This window comes from Polaribacter sp. 2405UD43-2, from assembly GCF_058147125.1.
Map to the genome: position 1 here is coordinate 315,743 of NZ_JBYVJX010000001.1, position 18,338 is coordinate 334,080.

Genomic DNA, 18,338 nt, shown 5'->3' on the forward strand with positions numbered 1-18,338 from the left:
ACGGTGTTTTTACCATTTGTTATTTTCATTTTTCCTTTCAGAGCTAATTCTAAAATCAAATTTATCTTCTCCAGCATCGTTTTTCCATCTTGGTAAATTTGCGTGTGCATTGCCTCTTCTTACATCTTTTAGCCAATCTAAAGCATCTTGATACCTTGTGCTTCTAACATCAGGAATCAGATTTGGTGCAACTGAAGTATATAGATGGTAAATTGCCAAATCAATTGTAATCATTACAATGTAATTATCTCGAGCATTCCCTTCAGCAGAAAAAACTGCATCCGTATCAAAACGACCACTTAAAGAATTTGTAATTTGAGAAACTGCCATACCTTCAGCTTGTAATCTTTTTGCATCCGCTTCTACACCTTCAAATTCAGACTCTTCAATAATATCTTTTAGTTCTTTTCGGATTAGCACCGAATAATCTTCTACCGTTAAAAATGCCATTAAAATCTGTTTTTACGTTTGTTTAAAGTTTCTCTTCTACTTAACACTCGAGGTTCAAATTTCTCTATAAAAGTTGCTTTATTTAGCTTTTGTATTCCTCCTTGTTGTGCATCTAAAATATCAACTGGTGTTTTACTTCCTTTTTCAAAAGCAAGTAAATGTTCTATGTACAACATTACATCAGGGTCTTCTTTAATTGCACTATCTATATAAATAGATTTTCGTTTGTAATGCCCTGTCATTGCTTCAATTCTATCGAATTTATCGCCTTTTTTATCAATGTCAGATTCCACAGGAATATGATACCCACGTTTGTCTCCTTCTTCGTCAAAATCATTGACAAATTCATCCATAGCAAAGTATCCTTCAATGTAGTAGCTGATATTGTATTTCTCAAGGTTCTTGTCTTCGTAAAGATTGTATAACCATTCCGCACACAAGGCTCTAGAACCTTGCCTGTTGTAGATAGCTAGAATATTATATTCACGTCCTTTTTTTCCAATAAAAGCAATGCCTTTATAATCTCCAGCATCTTTATAACTTAAATCACCATACACAACCAAGGCATCATATTGACGATATTGATAGCGTTGTTTGTAAAGGACGTCTTCATTTTCAAAAACACTACCATCTACAATATGAACGTGCATATATTCACGCATAAAAGAACGGTAAGGCGTTTTTCTAAACTTCTTTTTCCAGTATTCAGCAGATGTTTTGGCTTTCCAAGCTGGCTCAAAAGTTTCTAAATCTTTTACAGCTGGAACAGAAAGTGTAAAATGCTCAATTTTATCTCCATATTCTTTGGCGACTTTATTAATACGTTTGAATTCAATCTTCAACTGATTGATAACTGTATTTTTATGGAAGTTGTTATTGGCAACTACAAAACGTCTACGTAGAGAACCTTCATCAAAAGTACCTTGTAAATCTTCCCAAACCCATTCTAATGCTTCACGACTTAAACGGTCATTCTTAACACGTTTTTTGCTATCTAAATCATCCACAGAAATATAATCAGGTCTTTCTGCTAGTTCACGAATACCACGTGGATTTTGACCGTAACCTAAAGAAAAAAACTTTACACCATCAGAGGTTCTAAAGTCTCCATTAACCCAGTTACCAGTTTTATAGCGTTTACCATAATAAGAGATTATCCGCTGATTGTGTTCTAAATTTGCCTGAATGTCAGACAGTAGCTTCTTTGCTTTTAAATCGGTTTGACCGACCAACAACATAAAGAAAAGCTCTTTTTTTACGAGGTACAAATACAGCGGAATCCCTAAATTTATATGTACAGATTTTGCGCCACTTCTATAAATTTCAGCCAACACACTACTGGTTGGATTGTCTATAATTAACTTTCCAAGCTTCTTATGAAAAGGTGCGCATTTTACTTTTGCATAATCATTAAAGAAAAATTCAAACCAATCTGTATATTCTTTTTCTAGTTGCTTTTTACGGTCATTCTTTTCCTTTGGAGATTCTTCAAATTGTAAAGCTGATTTTTTTCTTAATCTATTACAATGAGAGTCATAGCCTTCTATAAGTTTTTGAAGTTTTCTATCTATGTTTTCTTCAATAACCATTATTCTAAAGCAGCTTTATTTAGTAAATACTTTCTATGCCATTTAGATATTTTTACAGCTTCTTCAGGGTCTACTTCACTAATAAACATATCTACTTCTTTTAAAACAGATAATGCTACTTGCGTAGAAACTTTGCCTGAAACATCTTGTAATACTTTTGATATTTTTGATAAGGCATCTGCATCAATGGTTGCTTTTTCTCCTGAAGCAACTAATTCTAATTGTTTCTGAAGAAGGTTTTTTATTTTGTGTGGAGCAGATAAATTTTGCGCTCTTTTCTCATCCCAAGAAAGAATGCCTTTTTTTGGGTCACCTTTTCTCCATTTGCTAATTGTCTGTTCAGAATAACTTAAGAACTCAGCAATATAGTTTGCGTTCTCGCAATCTTCAACGAACATTCGTTCGGCTATTGGTTTTGCTTTTGCTGATGGTAATCTTGACATTTTATAGAATTAGAAGCGAGAGCAGGATTCGAACCTACGACCTCAAGGTAATGAGCCTTGCGAGCTACCAACTGCTCTATCTCGCGATTTGTAAAAATCACTTTCTGTATTTAGAAAGTGATTTTTTATTTGCAACGTTTTTACATTATTTTTTTAAGCTGACTCGTTGATAACTATCATCAGGCTGTTTAAATAGTGTTTTATCAATGTTTAGACCTTCTTTAAAAACAATAGGTATATTGTCTTTTGTCTTCTTTTTAAAGCTATTTCTATTGAAGTTAGTTTTTATTTCAACAATATTTTTAAGCTGGATAACAAGCTTATCTCCGACTTCAAAAACAGTATCATCTAGTGTGATAACTGTATAATACCTATCGTCAGATATTGAAACATCAATCACAGAACTTTCTAAAGCAGTCTGTGTGTCTGCTGCTAAAATTTGAGGATTGATAGCTGTTTTGACAACATCTACCAGCTCATTTTTTTGTTTTTCGGCTGAGGCAGCATTAGTATTGCTACAACTCATTAATGCCATCATCCCGATGACAAAAACTAAGACCAAGTTTTTAAACTTCATTTTTAAAATTATCTACTTGTTAGTAGGTTTCTGTACGAAAGTACAGAAACTCATCACTCAACTTTACAATGTTTGCAAACGTTGCAGACAATATTGAAACCCTTGCAAACATTCTTTTTTTCGATGATTATAAACATCACTTTTGAGGCTCAAAAGCATAACATTTACAAATGATTATTAAAGTAAAAGACAATACTATTTGGTTACATGGGCGTATGTGGTCTGGTGACGATATGTATTTCGACCATCACTTTTCTCAAATAGAAAAAGTGTATTCAACAATTAAGGTACATGTACATTCTATAGGTGGTGATGTGTTTACAGGAAATTACATTCATTCAAGATTAAAAACTTCTGAAGCTGTTATAAATATGCAAGTAGATGGTGTTGCTTTTTCTATGGGAGCATTTTTATTGCCAGCAGCTGATAAACGAAGTATTGTTAAGAATGGTTTTGTAATGGTGCATCAAGCACAAGGAACTACAAGAGGTACAGCAAGTGACCATCGTTCTAATGCCGATTTATTGGATGATATGAACGAAAACTTTATTGAAGATTTGATTGCTATGACTGGTAAAGTAAGAAAATCGGTTTTAAAATGGTTTGAAGGCGATACTTACTTTAATGCAAAGAAAGCTTTAAAAGAAGGTTTGGTAGATGAAATAGTAGACCCAGTTGTCGATATTAAAATTGACGAAAAACAAGCACTTGCAAACCCTGAACTATTTGGGCAATTCGAAGCTCTTTTAGCAACTCCACAAACAGAAAATAAATTTAAATCAAAATCCATAAAAATGAAGTCAGCAATTATTGCAAAGTACGGATTGAATGGTGTTACTGAAAATTCTTCTGATACTGCTGTATTTGAAGCATTGGATAAACATTTCAATTCACAAAGTAAAACAGCAGATTTAACTGCGTTACAAACAAAATACGACACTTTAGAAAAGCGTATTAAAGAAGAATCAGAAGCTAAAATAGAAGCTTTGTTAAAACCTTTAGAAGGTAAACTTGACAAAGGCAAAATTGATGCTTATAGAAAAATTGGAGAAACAACTGGAGTTGATGCTTTGGCTCTTGCTTTAGAAGGTGTACAAGGTAGACCTGATATTTCTAAGTTGTTTTCAGGTAAACAATCAGATGGTTCTGTTCCTGAAGTAAAAGCAGGTTGGGACTGGGACAAATACCAAGCTGAAGACCAAAAAGGTTTAGAAGTATTGGCAGAAAAAAATCCTGAAGCATTTTTAGCATTAGGTAAGGCAAAGTTTGGAGAAAGCTTTAAAGTAGATTAATAACCATTTAAAAAAAGATATAATGGCAGGTTTAAACCAAGAAATATGGACGGATTCTTTAGTAAGACAATTTAGAGCTACTGAAGAGGCAATGTTCTTAAACGAAATTCCTGATGAGTCAAGATTTGTTTCTGCGACTCGAGGTGAAAATGAAGTTATTCACATGACAGATGTGGATGCTGACCCTGAAGTATTGATAAACAATACAACTTATCCTATTGCATCAGCTTCTCAAGGAGATTCTGACATTGCAATTACTTTAGATAAGTATCAAACAGAAGTAACTGAAGTGTCTGACGATGAAATTCAATATATCGCTTATGACAAGATTCAGTTAGTTCAAGATAAGCATACAAAAGCTGTAATGGCTAAAAAGCACGCTAAGGCAGCTCATGCACTTGCTCCAGCAGCTAATACAATAAACACTCCTGTTATTAAAACAACTGGAGATGTTGTTGATGGTTCAGGAAAATTTTTAGTGAAAGATGCTATCACTATGAAAAGAAAGTTTGATGCTTTAAAAATTCCATTAGCTGGTAGAGTATTAGTATTAACTTCTGACCACTACAATGACCTTTTAGAAGATGCAATGGCTAGAAAAGTATCAGCTGACCATTTATCTTCTGATGAAAACGGAATGTTGAAAGGTAGAATAGCAGGCTTTAAAGTCTACCAATATGTAGACTGTCCTTATTATGATGCTACTGCTTTAACTAAAAAGTCTTTCGGTGTTGTTCCAGCTGCTGGAGACCGTCAAGCCTCTGTTGCATTTTATGCTCCTGATATGTTTAAAGCTTCAGGTAGTACAAAAAACTATGTTGATTCTCCAAAACCGAGAACTCAACGTTGGGAATATAATATCAAACATAACTACATCGTGTTACCACGTAAGCAAAGAGCAATCGGAGCTATCGTATCTGCGACTGCTTAAAATTATATTAAGATATGAAAATCACAAATAAAATAAATGAAGCTGCTTCCGAATTTTTTGGGAGAAATCCTTCATTTTCAGCATTGTTTGTAAATATTCGTGAAGAATTTTTTACAAGTGAGAACCTTGCATCTAATAGTGTTAAAGGTAAAAAATCTGAGTATGCTCTAATTTTAAAGAGCAATGCTGTTTCTAAAGAAGAAACTCAAGACCAAAAAGACTCTTTGGAAACTGTAAAAACAGTTGAAGGTGCTATGGTAATTATTACTGATAGTAAAAAAGAGTTGGTGTTTCCTAAAATTAAAGGAGAATTAAGAGAACCTATTGAAGGTGATGAAGCTACTATTGATGGAAAGCCAGCAACTGGTGATTACAAGTATCAAGGTTCTTCTTTAACTTTTAAAGAAGGAAAGCTTATTAAAATTGTTTTTAATAAAGAAGCTTCACGTTCATTGTTTACTAAAATTTTCGGTAAGTAATGGCAAGTTTAGACGGAGCAAAAATCTCTAAAGGTAAAGTAGGCGCAAATGCATTAGCAGTTAGCGATGGAGTTTCAGGACTTCTTGCTGCTGCACCTGCTGCTGCTAATTTAGCTTTAGGAACGGTTGCGGTTGTTTACAATTTAGTAGAAACCGAAAATCTAGGAATTACTCCAGCTTATGACACTACAAATGATGTTAACGTTTACAGACACGTAAGCGAATTTTATCGTTTGGCTGGAGAAGGAACTAAACTCTATATTTTATTAGCTGCTCAAGCTACTACTTTAGTAGAGATGTGTGAAAGTGCAAATGATACTTTAGGGAAAGCTTTAATTACAGAAGCTGAAGGAGAAATTAGACAAATTGCTTTATCAGTTAATCCAACTGGTGCTACTACTTTGTTAAATGGAATTCCTGACGATGTATATAATGCAATTGCAAAAGCGCAATTATTATACAATTGGTCAGATGATAACTTTATGCCTTGTAATATTTTATTAGAAGGTTATGACTTTGGAGGTAATGTTGCAGCTTCAGCAAATTTAAGAGATTTAGAAAATGTAGCTGCTCCAAACGTATCAGTAATTATAGGGCAAGATTTTGACTATGCAAGTGCTTTAAATGGCAATGCTAAAAAAATGGCTGATGTTGGAACTGCTCTAGGAACTGTAAGTGTTGCATCTGTAAACCAAAACATTGGAGATAATGAAGCTTTTAACTTAACAGATGGTTTAACAAAAAAATGGATTGTTGCAGGTTTGAGTAATAACACAACTGTGAAATCTAATTTGGCACAACTACAAACATTAGAAGATAAAGGTTACATTTTTGGAACTACATATCCTCCAATGGCTGGAGTTCGATGGAACAATGACCATACTTGTGTTGAGATTATACAAGATGCTGAAGGTAATATTAATGAGCATACCATTGCTTATGGTAGAACGCATGACAAGGCTCGCAGATTGCTTAGAAATGCATTGTTACCAAAAGTAAAAACAAAGCAGCCAGTAGATAAAAGTGGAAAATTACCAACTGGAGTTGTTAAATACTTTGAAAACCTTGGTGATGATGTTTTTGCAAGTATGGAAGCTGCAACAGAAATTTCTTCAGGTAAAACAATTGTAGACCCAAATAGCGATTTAATTACTGCTAAAGAATTGATAGTAAAATATCAGATTCAGCCTTATGGAAATATAGGAACTATTAAAGGAACTTCTAATCTTAAAAACAGCATCTAATGAGTAAAGTAATTAGAAATAACAAAGCTTATGATAGCGGTGATGTTGATGTAAACATTGCTGGTGTTCCTTCTGATTTAGTTGAAATCAGCTACAATACAGAGCAAGAACACCAAATGAATCACACTTTGAAAAACAAGGGTACTTCATGGTCTAAAGGTAAAATATCAGACACGTGTACAGCTACTTTTATGATGCAAGATATTGCTAGAATAGAAAAAGCTGCTGGAGGTAATTTACTAAATGTAAAACCTTTCTATATCAACGTAACATTTACCAATGATTACAATGATATTATTAATGATACCATTTTAGCCAAGTTTCAAGACCAAGGTCGTGATGTAACTGGAGATATGGGATTGAACAAACAACACACATTATTTGTGTTAGATATTGATTATAACAATTTTTAAAAGATGGCAAATTTAACTGAAGCAGTAAAAAAAGATTTAGCTGCAAAAAATGGAGGTAAAGAGAATCTAAGAATTTTAGAAATACCTACAACCGAAGCTCATAAAGAAACAATAGAAGTAGTTGCAAAAGTGCCTACAAGAAATGTTACTGGGCAATATATGAAGTGGGCAGATTCTAATCCAAAGAAAGCGCAAGAAATTTTAGTAAGAGGTTGCATTCTAACGGATAGAGAGCAAATTGAAGCTGATGACTTCATGTTTAACACAACCATTGCTTTATTAGCTGATTTAATTCCAATAGGACAGGGAACTATAAAAAAGTTTTAGAAGACTGCTCAGGACTTCATTACTCAGGCGAAAAGGATGGTATCTTTAAAATAGATGCTTATATCAGTCATTTTTTGCATGTTCCTTTTCCTGAAGCTTTGAGTGATGTAGAGTGGTCTTTAAAATGGGCGCAAGTAAAGTTTTTAGCTGATGCTGGAGTTCTAGGACAGCAAATGAAAGAAAATTTAAAATGACACAAGTAACTATAAATCTTTCTCGAAGATATGCAGCTGCATTTGGAAGTTTAGCAATCGTTAATCAACCAAATGCAGTTACTGTTACTCAAGAACAAAATAAATACAATCTTGAGTTTTACGAAAAATCCAAAGAAGATTTTGAAGAAATGTCTTTTAAGTATGGAGAAAATAAAATAGCATTTGGAGCTGTACCTTTTATAGCAGCTTCAGAAAATGAAAACATTTTAGCTCCTCCACCAATTGTAAGTTTCTCTCGAGATAAAAAACATATTGTTACAGACATCAATGGTACAGCTGATGAAGTTGTAGAACGGTGGAGTACTAGACAATATAATTTAAGAATAAGAGGCATATTGATTGATATTGAAAATCATCAATATCCTGAAAGTAAAGTAAAAGAGTTAAATAACTTTTTTGAATACAATGGCGTGATAGATGTATCAGGTACTCAGTTCTTTGACAAATCAATTTCAAGTATTTATTTTAAATCTATTGAGATAAATGGCGTACAAGGTTTTGAAGACACCATTCAATTTGTATTAACAGCTCGAGCTATTAAGCCAGTTGGATTTACATTATCAAATCCAAACTTATAATGAATTATCTCTATTTTGATATGACTTGTAAGGTTACTATTGGCAATGTAGTTGTTGAATATGTAAATAGTATTACAACAAATGAAAGTATTAAAAAATTGTCTGATACTGCTACTATTATCTTACCTAGAGAATATGTTGGTATTGTAACTAACTCTAAAGAAAAATTTGCTGGTAAGAATATTTTAGATTTTATAAAAGTAAATGATCCTTTAGAAATAGCATTAGGTTACGATGGAAATTTAGAAACCGAATTTAAAGGTTATGTCAGTAAAATATCAGCAGACATACCTTTAGTAATTGAAGCTGAAGACGAGATGTTTCAATTACGAAAAAGCAATTTTTCTAAAGCGTTTTCTTCAGTTACTTTATTACAACTTTTAAAAGTAATTACTCCTGGTTATTCTTATGATATTATAGATGATATAAAACTCGGAAAATTCACTATTAACAATGCTTCAGCATATAGAACTCTAGAAACTTTACGAAAAGATTATGGTTTACATTCTCGATTTGTTGGTAAAGTTCTTCAGGTAGGTTTTCCAATAAGTTTAAAACCTCAAGCTGTTCACGAAATCAATATTAACAGAAATGTAAGAGCGCAAAGCAATGATTTAAAATTTGTCCGTAAAGAAGATTTTAAAATATTACTCAAGGCAATCTCAATCAATAAAAATGGTGGAAGATTAACCAGTGATTTTGGTGATAAAGATGGCGCACAAAGAACGCTTCATTTTACAGACAAAACGCTGAGTGAATTAAAAGAGTTAGCAGAAAAAAATTATAAGAGCTTGAATTTTGATGGTTACCAAGGTAGTATTCCTACTTGGGGTATTCCAAGAACCAAAGCTGGAGAGTCAGTTGAAATTACAGACCCAAATTACAAAGACAGCGAACGTGATGGAAAGTATTTGATAGAAGAAGTATCAATAAAATTCAATAGTACTGATGGCTTTAAACGCATCAATAAATTAGGATTAAAATTATGAAAAGACTACAAGAAAACGATTACTCCATTGCTGCCTATATTATTGGTTGTGATGTAGCAACAATTAAAGCAGTTGCTGAAGTAGAAAGTAGAGGAAGTGGATTTAATAAAGATGGTTCTCCTAAAATTTTATTTGAAGGGCATTGGTTTCATAAGTTAACCAACGGAAAATACACAAACTGGATTAATAGAAATATTAGTTATCCACGTTGGATAAGAACTTATTATAATCAAAATCAGCATAAACGTCTTGACAAAGCTGTTCAATTAAATCGTGAAGCAGCTCTAAAATCCGCTAGTTGGGGTAAATTTCAAATTATGGGATTCAACTATGATAAATGTGGATTTGAAAATGTACAAGAGTTTGTAAATGCTATGTATAAAAGTGAAGGAAAACAATTAGAAGCATTTGTGAATTTCATTATCTCAAGAAGAATTGACGATGAATTAAGGAATAAAGATTGGGCAAAATTTGCTTATTTCTATAATGGTTCAGGCTTTAAAAGAAATAAGTACGATGAAAAATTAGCAAAAGCATATAAAAAATACAAATTATGAAAAAATTTATTTACATCATTATCATTAGTTTTTTTACCGGTTGCGGTTTATTTAATAAAACTGTAAAAAAAGAACGAAGCACAAACATTGTTAAAAATGATAGTATAGTATTAAATTTCATTAAAAAAGACACTATAATTTATGAGACCAGGACAGAGGTTACTCCAGCTTCAAAAACTGATTTAATTTTAAAGGATGTTTGTGACAGTTTAGGAAATATCAAAGTAGCAGAATTAAAAACTCAGTTAGGTAAAACAAATATCAAATTAAGAACCATAAATAACACTATTTATTTAGAAGCAAATACAGATAGTATTGTTCAGGTTTATAAATCTAAATATGAGTCTAAATACAAACAAGATAGTATTCGATTATCAAGTACTTACAAAGAAAAAAAGGGTGTCAAAGTTGTTAAAACTAAAACACCCAAATGGGCTTGGTTTTTATTGATTGGGGTTTTCATTTTTATTGTTATAAAAATTAAGTAAATGAGTTTTGAAGCTGCTTTTTTATCGCTATTAAAAAAACACGAAAAGATGGTGCTTACTTCAGGAATTGTATCTGAAGTAAAAGCTGATTCTATTGATGTGAAAAGAGAAGGAATGCCTTCTCTTTTAGACGTTCGTTTTAATAGTGTTTTAACACCAGTTAAAAACCAGTTTAAGGTTACCCCAAAAAAAGGAAGTATTGTGCTTTGTGGCATTATTGAAGGCGATATTTCTGAAGCAGTTTTAATTGCTTGTAGCGAGATTGAAAAAGTAGCAGTTAAAATTGATACTTCAGAATTCGAAATTGACAAAGATGGATATAAAATTGTTAGAGATAATATCAATTTGAAAGATGTTTTAAAAACTGGTTTCTATAATCAAATTGAAGTAAATAAGGTATTGCAAAAAGTAGTGGTTTCAATAGGTGTTACTCCTGATGTTCCAAAGCTTCAAGAAATTGAAAATAGTACAGTAACAGAAATTACAAATATTTTAAAAATATTGAAATAATGGCATTAGATAAAGCAACTTTAGTAACTGATTTAAAAGCAATTTTAAAGCAACCAAATATTAATGACAATGTAGATACAATTGCTTCTGAATTGGCTGATGCTTTTGAAAAGTTTGTAAAAACAGGAAAAGCAACTGGAACAGATAGTCGTGGAGACACACATAATTTAATTATAGTATAATGAATAAGGATTTTGCACTTGACGAAAATGGTGATTTAAAAATAGTGAACGGCGATTTTGTTATTGAAGAAAGTGATAAGCAACATGTTGTTGATGTTTTTAACTCATTTTCTGGCGAATTTAAAGAACATCCTTTGGTTGGTTTTGGGGCAATTAAATACATAAAAGGAAACAAAAAAGAGAGTGAATTTAAAAGAGACTTAAAGGTACAATTACAAAATGTTGGTTATGAAAATCCAACTATTGATTTATCTGAAGGCTTTGAAAATCTAAACATAGAAGTATAATGAATTTCATACAAGAAAATTTAGTAAGTATTTTAAGTACAGTTTTTGGTGGGGGTTTTTCTTTAGCATGGCTTTTTGAACGCCGAAAAAACAAAGCAGTTACTAAAGGAGTTGAAGCTGATGTTGATAGTAAAGACATACAAAATGGCAAAGATGTAGTTTCTATGTACAAAGAAGCGATGGACGATTTAAACCACAGGTATGAAAAGAAATTTAACGATATAGTTGAGATGTATGATAGAAAGATGAAAGTTTTAGAAGATGAAATTAAACTTCATAAACGTATGAATACAGCTTTAAAAAGAGAAAATGCAGACTTAAAAAGACAATTAAAAAATGCAGATAACAGTACTAGATAATCAAAACTATCAAGACTTAGCTGTCCAATTGACAGGAGATGCGTCTAATGCATTATTAATTGCAAAAGCAAATCAACAATCACCTTCTAAGGACATTAAAGCTGGTAGTATATTAAATATTCCTGAAGAATTAAAAATAGATGTTGACATTCTAAAGTACTATCAAGCAAATAACATTCTGCCAGCTACAGGATTGACCGAAGCAACAAAGAAAATTATGATAGGATGTGAAGGTATAGGTTGCTGGAGTATAGGAGGAGGTTTTGTAATAGATTAAAAAGATGAAAAAAACAGTAGAAGAAATAAAGAAAGAAATGATTATTGTAAAAAATAATCAAACAGAATTAGTAGATTTAAATAGTACTAACAAGGTATCTATTTGGAATTTATTTCTATTTATTGTAGCATATTGTTTCCAAGATTTAAGAGTTTATTTTGATACACATAGAGCCGATGTAACCACCGTAATTTACAACCAAAAAAGTGGCACATTACCTTGGTATAGAACTAAGGCTTTAGAATTTCAGTATGGTTTTGATTTATTCCAAGATTCTGATAAGTTCGACAATACTGATGCAAAAGAAATTGATATTGAAGCTTCAAAAATAATCAAATATGCAACAGCAAACGATGGTGATAAACCTGGTACCATAATTATTAAAGTAGCAGGTGAACAAAACAATAAGCTAGCACAAATTACTGATAATCAAAAAACTGCTCTAGAGGCATATTACGCAGAAATAAAGTGGGCTGGTGATAGAGTTACTGTTATTAATTATTTGGCAGATAAGTTATTCTTAAACTTTGAAATATTTATAGACCCTTTGGTTTTAGACCTCTCGGGAGTAAGTATTAAAAATGGTAACAAACCAGTAGAAGATGCTATTACCGAATTTATGAAAGAACTGCCTTTTGACGGTACTTTAATCTTGCAAAGTTTGGTAGACAAGGTTCAGGCTGTAAATGGTGTTAAGATTGCACATTTGAAAGAAGCAAAATCAAGTTGGTTAAATGTAGCTACACAAACACATGGTGTACCATCTACAATTTATGTAAAAAGAATACCAGTGAGTGGTTATTATGAAATTCAAAATTTTGAAGATGTAGTTTATGTGGTATAATGTAGATTTTAAAAAATTGGCAGTTTCGTTATTGCCAACCAATTACAGAAAGTTGAAGTTTATTGCTTTTACCAAGGTAATAGTGAGCCCTGTTTATCAATTACATTATCAATTTTTACAAACACAAAAAGAGGATGCTTATTTATTGAACCATAATTCGCAAGTATGTCATTTTAGAAAGGCATTAAACGATAGATTTGATGATACATTAAGACGAATCACTATTGGTGATGGAAATCGATTCATCCGTCAATATATCTATACAGCATCTGAACAAAAGACAAAATATCTAGGTACAATGTTCTTACATTCTACAAAAGATTATGCAGATACTGGTGTTGACTTCATTGTCTATGTTCCTGCTGATATTATAAACACAAATATACACGCATTAAAAGCAACTATTAATTTTTTTAAAAAAGGCGTTAAAAGATATAAAATTATAGAAATATGAATTACACAAATTTTGACCAAGTAGGTGGTTTTCCTTTAGAAACAGAAACCTTATCAAAAATGCAAGAAGCTTACAATATTTTTCAAGCGTTTGGTGATTTGGTAGGTGCAAAATCTATTGTAAAAGGATGCATACAAGCTGGTAGTAATATTAGTGATGGTGTTATTTATTGGGATGGTGAGCTGCTACCTTTTGTAGGTGGTGGTATTCAGTCAAAAATTGTCATTATAGAAGAATCTACTGATGTAGAATTTGAAAATGGCGATATAAAACCAACCTATTATAAACGTTATGCAACTTTTGGAACTGGAACAGCTGCTGTATTATGGACTGAATTTAAAAGGGCGTATCCTTTAACATCAGCTTTATACATAGATAAAGTAGATATGTTTGCAGGTAATTTAGCAAATATTCCAGCAGGATGGCATTTGTGTGATGGTCAAAATGAAACAGTTGACCTACGTGGTAAGTTCATTGTAGGTTATGATGCAGCTAAAAGCGATTACGATACTATTGGAAAAACAGGAGGTGAAGAAGAAGTAACTTTAACAGAGCAAGAAATGCCATCACATAAACATACAGGTTCTACTTATTCAGCAGGAAGCCATAAACACAATTATACAGCTTCTTCATCTCAATGGGCTTCTGACCCACGTTCAGGAAATGACCATTTAAGAGCTTTACCACCACACTCTAAAGAAACAAATTCTGCTGGTTCGCACACACATACTCTAAACATCAATGACAAAGGTGGTGACCAAGCACACGAAAATAGACCACCTTTTTACACATTGGCATATATACAATTTAAAGGACTTTAAACAATGGCAAAAGTAAATTTAAACACCATAAAAAACTGGTTTAAAACTGGTTTAAAACCAACACAAGAACAATTCTTTAGTGCTTGGGATTCATTTTGGCACAAAGACGATGCAATACCAGCACAAAGTATTGAAAACTTTGACGCCTATCTAGCAGAAAAAGCGAATCAAGAAGCATTACAAAATCATATAGATGATGGAACAATACATTTATCCAATATTGGTAGTTTGGTTACTGAAGGTTCTAATAATGTAAACATTGAAGGCGATGGAACTGTAGCAAGTCCTTTAGAAATTTCAGTAGATGAAGTTGACATAACTGGTAAGTCAGATAAAACAGATACAGTTAATTTGTCAGCTGCTCAAAATGTTAATGTTGTAAAAACCTTTTTATACGACAAATTAGGGTTAAGAAATTTTGCAAACACATTCACTTCTTTTTTTAGAAATAGTAATACAGCAACACGTTACTACACCTTGCAAGACAGAAATGGTGTTTTAGCGGATGATACGGATTTAGCTGGTAAACAAAACAAACTAAATGGAAATATTAATACAGTTCCAAAATCTGATGGTGCTAATGATATTGTAAATAGTAGAATTGTAGATACAGGGCAAAAAGTAGGTATTGGAACTGTCTATGACCCAACAAAAGATGTCACTCTTGGAAACCAAGTTGATAGAGAAATAGGAATAGAAGAAAGTGATGCAAACACTAAAGGAAGAAATTTAAGACTTGTTGCTGGTCGAACAAATGATTATAGAGTAAATGCTAATTTCAACGCATTAAATACTGGAATGTCTTTTGTCTCAATTGCTTGTAAAAATAACGGAGATTTGTATGCAGTCACAGCAGTAGGTCAGATTTACAAAAGAAATTTTAATACTACAAACTTTGTATTGCAAACATTAAATGTTTCTAATGTTATAAAAGTTGGTATCACTCACGATGATAGGTTGTATTTCATCTGTAAACCAAATAGTCAAAGTTTAGATGGTCTTTATTTACAAAATACTGGTGACAATGATTTTACTTTACAATACCCAAGTTATCTTATCAGGGGTGGTACAATAGCACCAAACGGAGATATTTACACTTGTAGTGGTGATGGATTTACACGAGATATTTACCAAAGAGTTGCAGGAACAAATACAACTTTAACTATACCATCTGCTGTAGATTTAGTTTGGGAAAGCATTACCTCTGCTCCTAATGGAGATATTTATGCTATTAGAGGAAATGGAAACAATGGAGATATTTACAAAAGAACAGGGGGAACAGGAGATTTTATTCCTTATAATAATTTAAAAAATTGGAACTCTATTCACGTTTCAGATATAGGTGATGTTTACGCATCAACTGTAAACGGAGATTTATATATACAGTTTGCTAATACAAACGTTTTTATACCATTAAATCAAACTGTTGGAACTTGGGGTAGTATAGCTTCGGATGCAAATAATAATATATATGCTATAAAGGGTGCGGATTTTGGACAAGGAATGTCACAAGGGGATATTTATTTTAAAAGCAACACCCAAAAAGGAGCAGAAAATTTAGATGGTGGAAATTTAGATTTTGTTGCAGGTACAGGAAAAGGGAACGGTAAAAGTAGATTAAGATTTATAACAGGTCAAAAACAATCATCTGGAACAGATATGCAACCTGAAACAGTTAGAGCTTATATAGATGAAAACGGAAACTTTATTTTTCATTATCCTGTTTACGCAGATAATGCTGCTGCAATAGCAGGAGGCTTACCAAATAATGCTTTATATAAAGACAACACAGGGGCAATAAAATCAGTAACAACACCAAGTTAATAATTAAAAAAATGATACAAACAAAGACACCAATTTCATACGAAAAAAGAAGTCATAAAATCGGAAAAATATTAATCGAAATTAGCAATTATATATGCACTAAAACAGGGAAAACATTTACAGTGAATGACTATGTATTGAAAGAAGATAGTACAAAAGAAATATTTTCAGCTAAAGAGGTATTTAGAACTAATCAAGAATTACACCAATTAGAGTTGTACTTAGAGGCGAACAATGATTTTAGCGGGCTAGATACTCAAGAAAAAGAGTGGAAAAAAATCCAATTAGGCTTATTAATTGATACGACTACAAACCTTTTTGACGATGGAAAAACTATTTACGAACTAGAACCTAATGATTGGGAGTTAACTGAAAATCTAGAATAATGAAAAAAATAGTTTTATCCATAACGTTAGTATTTGTAGCAATTGGTTTGTTTGCTATTTTATTGCCATTTGCAATCATTTGGGGAATTGTAGCTTCTTTTTGGAAAAGCAAGTTTAAGAACGGAGTAAAAGAAGTTGCAGAATGGTTTTATGCGTGGGCTTTAAGTATAGACCAATTAGCAAATGTTGTCTGTAAAGAATTGTTTAACGATGCTTTAATAGTTTCATCAGGCATTTCTTTTGGTAATCCTGATGAAACTATTAGTAGCGTATTAGGTAAGAATAAGAAAGCAAATACATTATCTAAAGTTGGTAAAGGTTTAGATTGGTTATTGGACAAGTTAGACCCTAATCATTCTATTAATAGTATTGAAGCAGATGAATAGCTAAACTCAATAGAGGATTGAGTATAAAAGCCCTCTAGTTTAAAAAAGCTTCTCACACATTTTTAATTATCGAACCAACGACTACTAGAGGACAAAAGTCTTCTACAGTCGTTGGTTTTTTTTGATATGAACAATGTGTGAGAAGTTGCAAATATAATAAGTAAATTAATATAAATATAATAAATGAAAAGCAAAGTTTATAACACAGCTCCATTACCTTTTGTTGGTCAAAAAAGGAATTTTATCAAACATTTTAAAGAAGAACTATCTAATAAACCATCACCACCATTGTATGTGGATTTATTTGGAGGTAGCGGCTTATTAAGTAGAGCAGCTAAAGATGTGCACCCTGAAGCTAAAGTGATTTATAATGATTATGATAACTTTAGAAAAAGAATTAAAACAATTCCAAAAACTAACAAAATACTGGAAGATTTAAGAGTTATTTTTAAAGGAGTTGAGAGAAAGAAAATAGTCTCTAAACATATAAAACAACAGGCTATTGATAGAATTAATAAAGAAAATGGTTTTATTGATTTTATTACATTGTCTTCATCATTGTTGTTTTCAATGAAATATGTATTAAGTATTGAAGAGCTGGAAAAAGAAACATTGTATAATAAAATTAGAGTAAATAATTATCCGCCAGCATTAAACTATCTTGATGGTATTGATGTGGTTTCTTTAGATTATAAGAAGGTTTTTGAAAAGTATAAAGATATTAAGAATGTAGTATTTTTAATTGACCCACCATACCTTTCAACTGACTGCTCTACCTATAATAGTGATGGTTATTGGAAACTAAAAGATTATCTAGATGTTCTGAAGACTTTACATAATCAGAACTATTTTTACTTTACTTCTAACAAGTCAAGTATAATAGAGTTATGCGAATGGATTAGTGATTATACTGGAGGTATAAATCCTTTTCAAAAAGCAGCTAAAAAAGAGTTTAAAGCAAGTATGAATCACAATGCAACTTATACAGATATAATGCTTTTTAAGTGGACTCAAACCACTACTTAATTAAATAGTATTTGAACGCTGTTTAAAAACCATTTAAATGGCGTTCAAATTTAAATCAGTTATTAGTTTTCATTAAGGTTAAAAAATGTACTTTTGGTTTCGCCGATTATATAATAATAATAATAATAATAATAATAATATGTTGTTACAGGAAAAAGTAGAGAAAGTTAGAAAAAGAATTAGAACTGCTAGAAGAAAAAAAGACTACACGCAAGATTATGTTGGTGATAGACTAGGAATCAGTCAAAAATCTTATCATCGTTTAGAAAATGGTAAATCTCAATTAAAATTAGAAATGCTTTTAATGTTGGCGGCTATTTTTGAAGTAGAAGTGTCTTATTTTTTTAAGGAATAAAGTTTATTGTTTAAATTACTGCTTTCGCAGAAATGATATAGAAAAAGTAATTAAT

General features: G+C 31.8%; 27 protein-coding genes and 1 tRNA gene. 23 read left to right on the forward strand and 5 right to left on the reverse strand.

Annotated features, from left to right (window positions below; genetic code table 11):
• Positions 1 to 9: 9 nt before the first annotated feature.
• From ACY2RX_RS01540 to ACY2RX_RS01560, 5 genes are all read right to left on the reverse strand, one after another.
• A complete protein-coding gene (locus tag ACY2RX_RS01540; RefSeq protein WP_490102193.1) occupies positions 10 to 450 on the reverse strand; it encodes a phage protein Gp36 family protein in 441 nt (146 codons plus the stop codon).
• Positions 450 to 2,039, reverse strand: a complete 1,590-nt coding sequence (locus ACY2RX_RS01545) for a hypothetical protein (RefSeq protein WP_490102194.1) — start codon at positions 2,037 to 2,039, stop codon at positions 450 to 452. The genes ACY2RX_RS01540 and ACY2RX_RS01545 overlap by 1 nt, the downstream gene beginning before the upstream one ends.
• Entirely contained in the window at positions 2,039 to 2,482 is a 444-nt protein-coding gene (locus ACY2RX_RS01550) for a hypothetical protein (protein ID WP_490102195.1), read from the reverse strand. Before ACY2RX_RS01550 ends, ACY2RX_RS01545 begins: the two co-directional genes overlap by 1 nt.
• 13 nt (positions 2,483 to 2,495) lie before the next feature.
• Positions 2,496 to 2,568, reverse strand: a tRNA-Met gene (locus ACY2RX_RS01555).
• A 59-nt stretch (positions 2,569 to 2,627) separates the two neighbouring features.
• The gene (locus ACY2RX_RS01560) at positions 2,628 to 3,059 is read right to left on the reverse strand and encodes a hypothetical protein (protein WP_490102196.1); all 432 of its coding nucleotides are present in this window, start codon (positions 3,057 to 3,059) and stop codon (positions 2,628 to 2,630) included.
• 170 nt (positions 3,060 to 3,229) lie between these two features.
• Between ACY2RX_RS01560 and ACY2RX_RS01565 the strand changes: the two genes are divergently transcribed.
• The 23 genes from ACY2RX_RS01565 to ACY2RX_RS01675 all read left to right on the forward strand — a co-directional run bounded on the left by ACY2RX_RS01565 (position 3,230) and on the right by ACY2RX_RS01675 (position 18,283).
• Positions 3,230 to 4,351: a Clp protease ClpP gene (locus ACY2RX_RS01565; RefSeq protein ID WP_490102197.1), complete on the forward strand. Its 1,122-nt coding sequence runs from the start codon at positions 3,230 to 3,232 to the stop codon at positions 4,349 to 4,351.
• A gap of 172 nt (positions 4,352 to 4,523) precedes the next feature.
• Positions 4,524 to 5,282, forward strand: a complete 759-nt coding sequence (locus tag ACY2RX_RS01570; protein ID WP_490102198.1) for a phage major capsid protein — start codon at positions 4,524 to 4,526, stop codon at positions 5,280 to 5,282.
• A 14-nt stretch (positions 5,283 to 5,296) separates the two neighbouring features.
• Entirely contained in the window at positions 5,297 to 5,761 is a 465-nt protein-coding gene (locus ACY2RX_RS01575; RefSeq protein WP_490102199.1) for a hypothetical protein, read from the forward strand.
• The gene (locus ACY2RX_RS01580) at positions 5,761 to 7,005 is read left to right on the forward strand and encodes a DUF2586 family protein (RefSeq protein WP_490102200.1); all 1,245 of its coding nucleotides are present in this window, start codon (positions 5,761 to 5,763) and stop codon (positions 7,003 to 7,005) included. The genes ACY2RX_RS01575 and ACY2RX_RS01580 overlap by 1 nt, the downstream gene beginning before the upstream one ends.
• Positions 7,005 to 7,418: a hypothetical protein gene (locus ACY2RX_RS01585; RefSeq protein WP_490102201.1), complete on the forward strand. Its 414-nt coding sequence runs from the start codon at positions 7,005 to 7,007 to the stop codon at positions 7,416 to 7,418. The genes ACY2RX_RS01580 and ACY2RX_RS01585 overlap by 1 nt, the downstream gene beginning before the upstream one ends.
• 3 nt (positions 7,419 to 7,421) lie before the next feature.
• Positions 7,422 to 7,745, forward strand: coding sequence for a hypothetical protein (locus ACY2RX_RS01590; RefSeq protein WP_490102202.1), 324 nt, complete (start codon positions 7,422 to 7,424; stop codon positions 7,743 to 7,745).
• Between the two features lie 190 nt (positions 7,746 to 7,935).
• A complete protein-coding gene (locus tag ACY2RX_RS01595) occupies positions 7,936 to 8,538 on the forward strand; it encodes a DUF6046 domain-containing protein (RefSeq protein ID WP_490102203.1) in 603 nt (200 codons plus the stop codon).
• Positions 8,538 to 9,527 (forward strand): hypothetical protein, encoded by a 990-nt coding sequence (locus ACY2RX_RS01600; protein WP_490102204.1) that lies wholly within the window; start codon positions 8,538 to 8,540, stop codon positions 9,525 to 9,527. Before ACY2RX_RS01595 ends, ACY2RX_RS01600 begins: the two co-directional genes overlap by 1 nt.
• Positions 9,524 to 10,084 (forward strand): N-acetylmuramidase family protein, encoded by a 561-nt coding sequence (locus tag ACY2RX_RS01605; protein ID WP_490102205.1) that lies wholly within the window; start codon positions 9,524 to 9,526, stop codon positions 10,082 to 10,084. Before ACY2RX_RS01600 ends, ACY2RX_RS01605 begins: the two co-directional genes overlap by 4 nt.
• On the forward strand, positions 10,081 to 10,572 hold the full coding sequence (locus ACY2RX_RS01610) for a hypothetical protein (protein WP_490102206.1): 492 nt from the start codon (positions 10,081 to 10,083) through the stop codon (positions 10,570 to 10,572). The genes ACY2RX_RS01605 and ACY2RX_RS01610 overlap by 4 nt, the downstream gene beginning before the upstream one ends.
• The gene (locus tag ACY2RX_RS01615; protein ID WP_490102207.1) at positions 10,573 to 11,082 is read left to right on the forward strand and encodes a hypothetical protein; all 510 of its coding nucleotides are present in this window, start codon (positions 10,573 to 10,575) and stop codon (positions 11,080 to 11,082) included.
• Entirely contained in the window at positions 11,082 to 11,264 is a 183-nt protein-coding gene (locus ACY2RX_RS01620) for a hypothetical protein (protein WP_490102208.1), read from the forward strand. The genes ACY2RX_RS01615 and ACY2RX_RS01620 overlap by 1 nt, the downstream gene beginning before the upstream one ends.
• Positions 11,264 to 11,551, forward strand: coding sequence for a hypothetical protein (locus tag ACY2RX_RS01625; RefSeq protein WP_490102209.1), 288 nt, complete (start codon positions 11,264 to 11,266; stop codon positions 11,549 to 11,551). Before ACY2RX_RS01620 ends, ACY2RX_RS01625 begins: the two co-directional genes overlap by 1 nt.
• On the forward strand, positions 11,551 to 11,910 hold the full coding sequence (locus ACY2RX_RS01630) for a hypothetical protein (RefSeq protein WP_490102210.1): 360 nt from the start codon (positions 11,551 to 11,553) through the stop codon (positions 11,908 to 11,910). Before ACY2RX_RS01625 ends, ACY2RX_RS01630 begins: the two co-directional genes overlap by 1 nt.
• 28 nt (positions 11,911 to 11,938) lie before the next feature.
• Entirely contained in the window at positions 11,939 to 12,187 is a 249-nt protein-coding gene (locus tag ACY2RX_RS01635) for a hypothetical protein (RefSeq protein WP_490102211.1), read from the forward strand.
• A gap of 4 nt (positions 12,188 to 12,191) precedes the next feature.
• The gene (locus tag ACY2RX_RS01640; protein WP_490102212.1) at positions 12,192 to 13,031 is read left to right on the forward strand and encodes a nucleotidyltransferase; all 840 of its coding nucleotides are present in this window, start codon (positions 12,192 to 12,194) and stop codon (positions 13,029 to 13,031) included.
• Positions 13,021 to 13,485 carry a hypothetical protein gene (locus tag ACY2RX_RS01645; protein ID WP_490102213.1) on the forward strand — a complete coding sequence of 155 codons (465 nt, stop codon included), beginning with the start codon at positions 13,021 to 13,023 and terminating at the stop codon, positions 13,483 to 13,485. The genes ACY2RX_RS01640 and ACY2RX_RS01645 overlap by 11 nt, the downstream gene beginning before the upstream one ends.
• The gene (locus ACY2RX_RS01650) at positions 13,482 to 14,306 is read left to right on the forward strand and encodes a phage baseplate protein (protein ID WP_490102214.1); all 825 of its coding nucleotides are present in this window, start codon (positions 13,482 to 13,484) and stop codon (positions 14,304 to 14,306) included. The genes ACY2RX_RS01645 and ACY2RX_RS01650 overlap by 4 nt, the downstream gene beginning before the upstream one ends.
• Positions 14,307 to 14,309: 3 nt before the next feature.
• Positions 14,310 to 16,130, forward strand: coding sequence for a hypothetical protein (locus ACY2RX_RS01655; RefSeq protein WP_490102215.1), 1,821 nt, complete (start codon positions 14,310 to 14,312; stop codon positions 16,128 to 16,130).
• A gap of 11 nt (positions 16,131 to 16,141) precedes the next feature.
• Positions 16,142 to 16,516, forward strand: coding sequence for a hypothetical protein (locus ACY2RX_RS01660; protein ID WP_490102216.1), 375 nt, complete (start codon positions 16,142 to 16,144; stop codon positions 16,514 to 16,516).
• The gene (locus ACY2RX_RS01665; protein WP_490102217.1) at positions 16,516 to 16,902 is read left to right on the forward strand and encodes a hypothetical protein; all 387 of its coding nucleotides are present in this window, start codon (positions 16,516 to 16,518) and stop codon (positions 16,900 to 16,902) included. The genes ACY2RX_RS01660 and ACY2RX_RS01665 overlap by 1 nt, the downstream gene beginning before the upstream one ends.
• A gap of 183 nt (positions 16,903 to 17,085) precedes the next feature.
• Positions 17,086 to 17,928 carry a DNA adenine methylase gene (locus ACY2RX_RS01670; RefSeq protein ID WP_490102218.1) on the forward strand — a complete coding sequence of 281 codons (843 nt, stop codon included), beginning with the start codon at positions 17,086 to 17,088 and terminating at the stop codon, positions 17,926 to 17,928.
• An 85-nt stretch (positions 17,929 to 18,013) separates the two neighbouring features.
• Positions 18,014 to 18,283 carry a helix-turn-helix domain-containing protein gene (locus ACY2RX_RS01675; protein ID WP_490102219.1) on the forward strand — a complete coding sequence of 90 codons (270 nt, stop codon included), beginning with the start codon at positions 18,014 to 18,016 and terminating at the stop codon, positions 18,281 to 18,283.
• Positions 18,284 to 18,338: the final 55 nt, after the last annotated feature.

Excerpts from the sequence above, each read along its gene's own strand:
- ACY2RX_RS01540 (WP_490102193.1), bottom strand. The coding sequence starts at position 450 with ATGGCATTTTTAACGGTAGAAGATTATTCGGTGCTAATCCGAAAAGAA.
- ACY2RX_RS01545 (WP_490102194.1), bottom strand. The coding sequence starts at position 2,039 with ATGGTTATTGAAGAAAACATAGATAGAAAACTTCAAAAACTTATAGAA.
- ACY2RX_RS01550 (WP_490102195.1), bottom strand. The coding sequence starts at position 2,482 with ATGTCAAGATTACCATCAGCAAAAGCAAAACCAATAGCCGAACGAATG.
- ACY2RX_RS01560 (WP_490102196.1), bottom strand. The coding sequence starts at position 3,059 with ATGAAGTTTAAAAACTTGGTCTTAGTTTTTGTCATCGGGATGATGGCA.
- ACY2RX_RS01565 (WP_490102197.1), top strand. The coding sequence starts at position 3,230 with ATGATTATTAAAGTAAAAGACAATACTATTTGGTTACATGGGCGTATG.
- ACY2RX_RS01575 (WP_490102199.1), top strand. The coding sequence starts at position 5,297 with ATGAAAATCACAAATAAAATAAATGAAGCTGCTTCCGAATTTTTTGGG.
- ACY2RX_RS01580 (WP_490102200.1), top strand. The coding sequence starts at position 5,761 with ATGGCAAGTTTAGACGGAGCAAAAATCTCTAAAGGTAAAGTAGGCGCA.
- ACY2RX_RS01585 (WP_490102201.1), top strand. The coding sequence starts at position 7,005 with ATGAGTAAAGTAATTAGAAATAACAAAGCTTATGATAGCGGTGATGTT.
- ACY2RX_RS01590 (WP_490102202.1), top strand. The coding sequence starts at position 7,422 with ATGGCAAATTTAACTGAAGCAGTAAAAAAAGATTTAGCTGCAAAAAAT.
- ACY2RX_RS01595 (WP_490102203.1), top strand. The coding sequence starts at position 7,936 with ATGACACAAGTAACTATAAATCTTTCTCGAAGATATGCAGCTGCATTT.
- ACY2RX_RS01600 (WP_490102204.1), top strand. The coding sequence starts at position 8,538 with ATGAATTATCTCTATTTTGATATGACTTGTAAGGTTACTATTGGCAAT.
- ACY2RX_RS01605 (WP_490102205.1), top strand. The coding sequence starts at position 9,524 with ATGAAAAGACTACAAGAAAACGATTACTCCATTGCTGCCTATATTATT.
- ACY2RX_RS01610 (WP_490102206.1), top strand. The coding sequence starts at position 10,081 with ATGAAAAAATTTATTTACATCATTATCATTAGTTTTTTTACCGGTTGC.
- ACY2RX_RS01615 (WP_490102207.1), top strand. The coding sequence starts at position 10,573 with ATGAGTTTTGAAGCTGCTTTTTTATCGCTATTAAAAAAACACGAAAAG.
- ACY2RX_RS01620 (WP_490102208.1), top strand. The coding sequence starts at position 11,082 with ATGGCATTAGATAAAGCAACTTTAGTAACTGATTTAAAAGCAATTTTA.
- ACY2RX_RS01625 (WP_490102209.1), top strand. The coding sequence starts at position 11,264 with ATGAATAAGGATTTTGCACTTGACGAAAATGGTGATTTAAAAATAGTG.
- ACY2RX_RS01630 (WP_490102210.1), top strand. The coding sequence starts at position 11,551 with ATGAATTTCATACAAGAAAATTTAGTAAGTATTTTAAGTACAGTTTTT.
- ACY2RX_RS01640 (WP_490102212.1), top strand. The coding sequence starts at position 12,192 with ATGAAAAAAACAGTAGAAGAAATAAAGAAAGAAATGATTATTGTAAAA.
- ACY2RX_RS01645 (WP_490102213.1), top strand. The coding sequence starts at position 13,021 with ATGTGGTATAATGTAGATTTTAAAAAATTGGCAGTTTCGTTATTGCCA.
- ACY2RX_RS01650 (WP_490102214.1), top strand. The coding sequence starts at position 13,482 with ATGAATTACACAAATTTTGACCAAGTAGGTGGTTTTCCTTTAGAAACA.
- ACY2RX_RS01655 (WP_490102215.1), top strand. The coding sequence starts at position 14,310 with ATGGCAAAAGTAAATTTAAACACCATAAAAAACTGGTTTAAAACTGGT.
- ACY2RX_RS01660 (WP_490102216.1), top strand. The coding sequence starts at position 16,142 with ATGATACAAACAAAGACACCAATTTCATACGAAAAAAGAAGTCATAAA.
- ACY2RX_RS01665 (WP_490102217.1), top strand. The coding sequence starts at position 16,516 with ATGAAAAAAATAGTTTTATCCATAACGTTAGTATTTGTAGCAATTGGT.
- ACY2RX_RS01670 (WP_490102218.1), top strand. The coding sequence starts at position 17,086 with ATGAAAAGCAAAGTTTATAACACAGCTCCATTACCTTTTGTTGGTCAA.
- ACY2RX_RS01675 (WP_490102219.1), top strand. The coding sequence starts at position 18,014 with ATGTACTTTTGGTTTCGCCGATTATATAATAATAATAATAATAATAAT.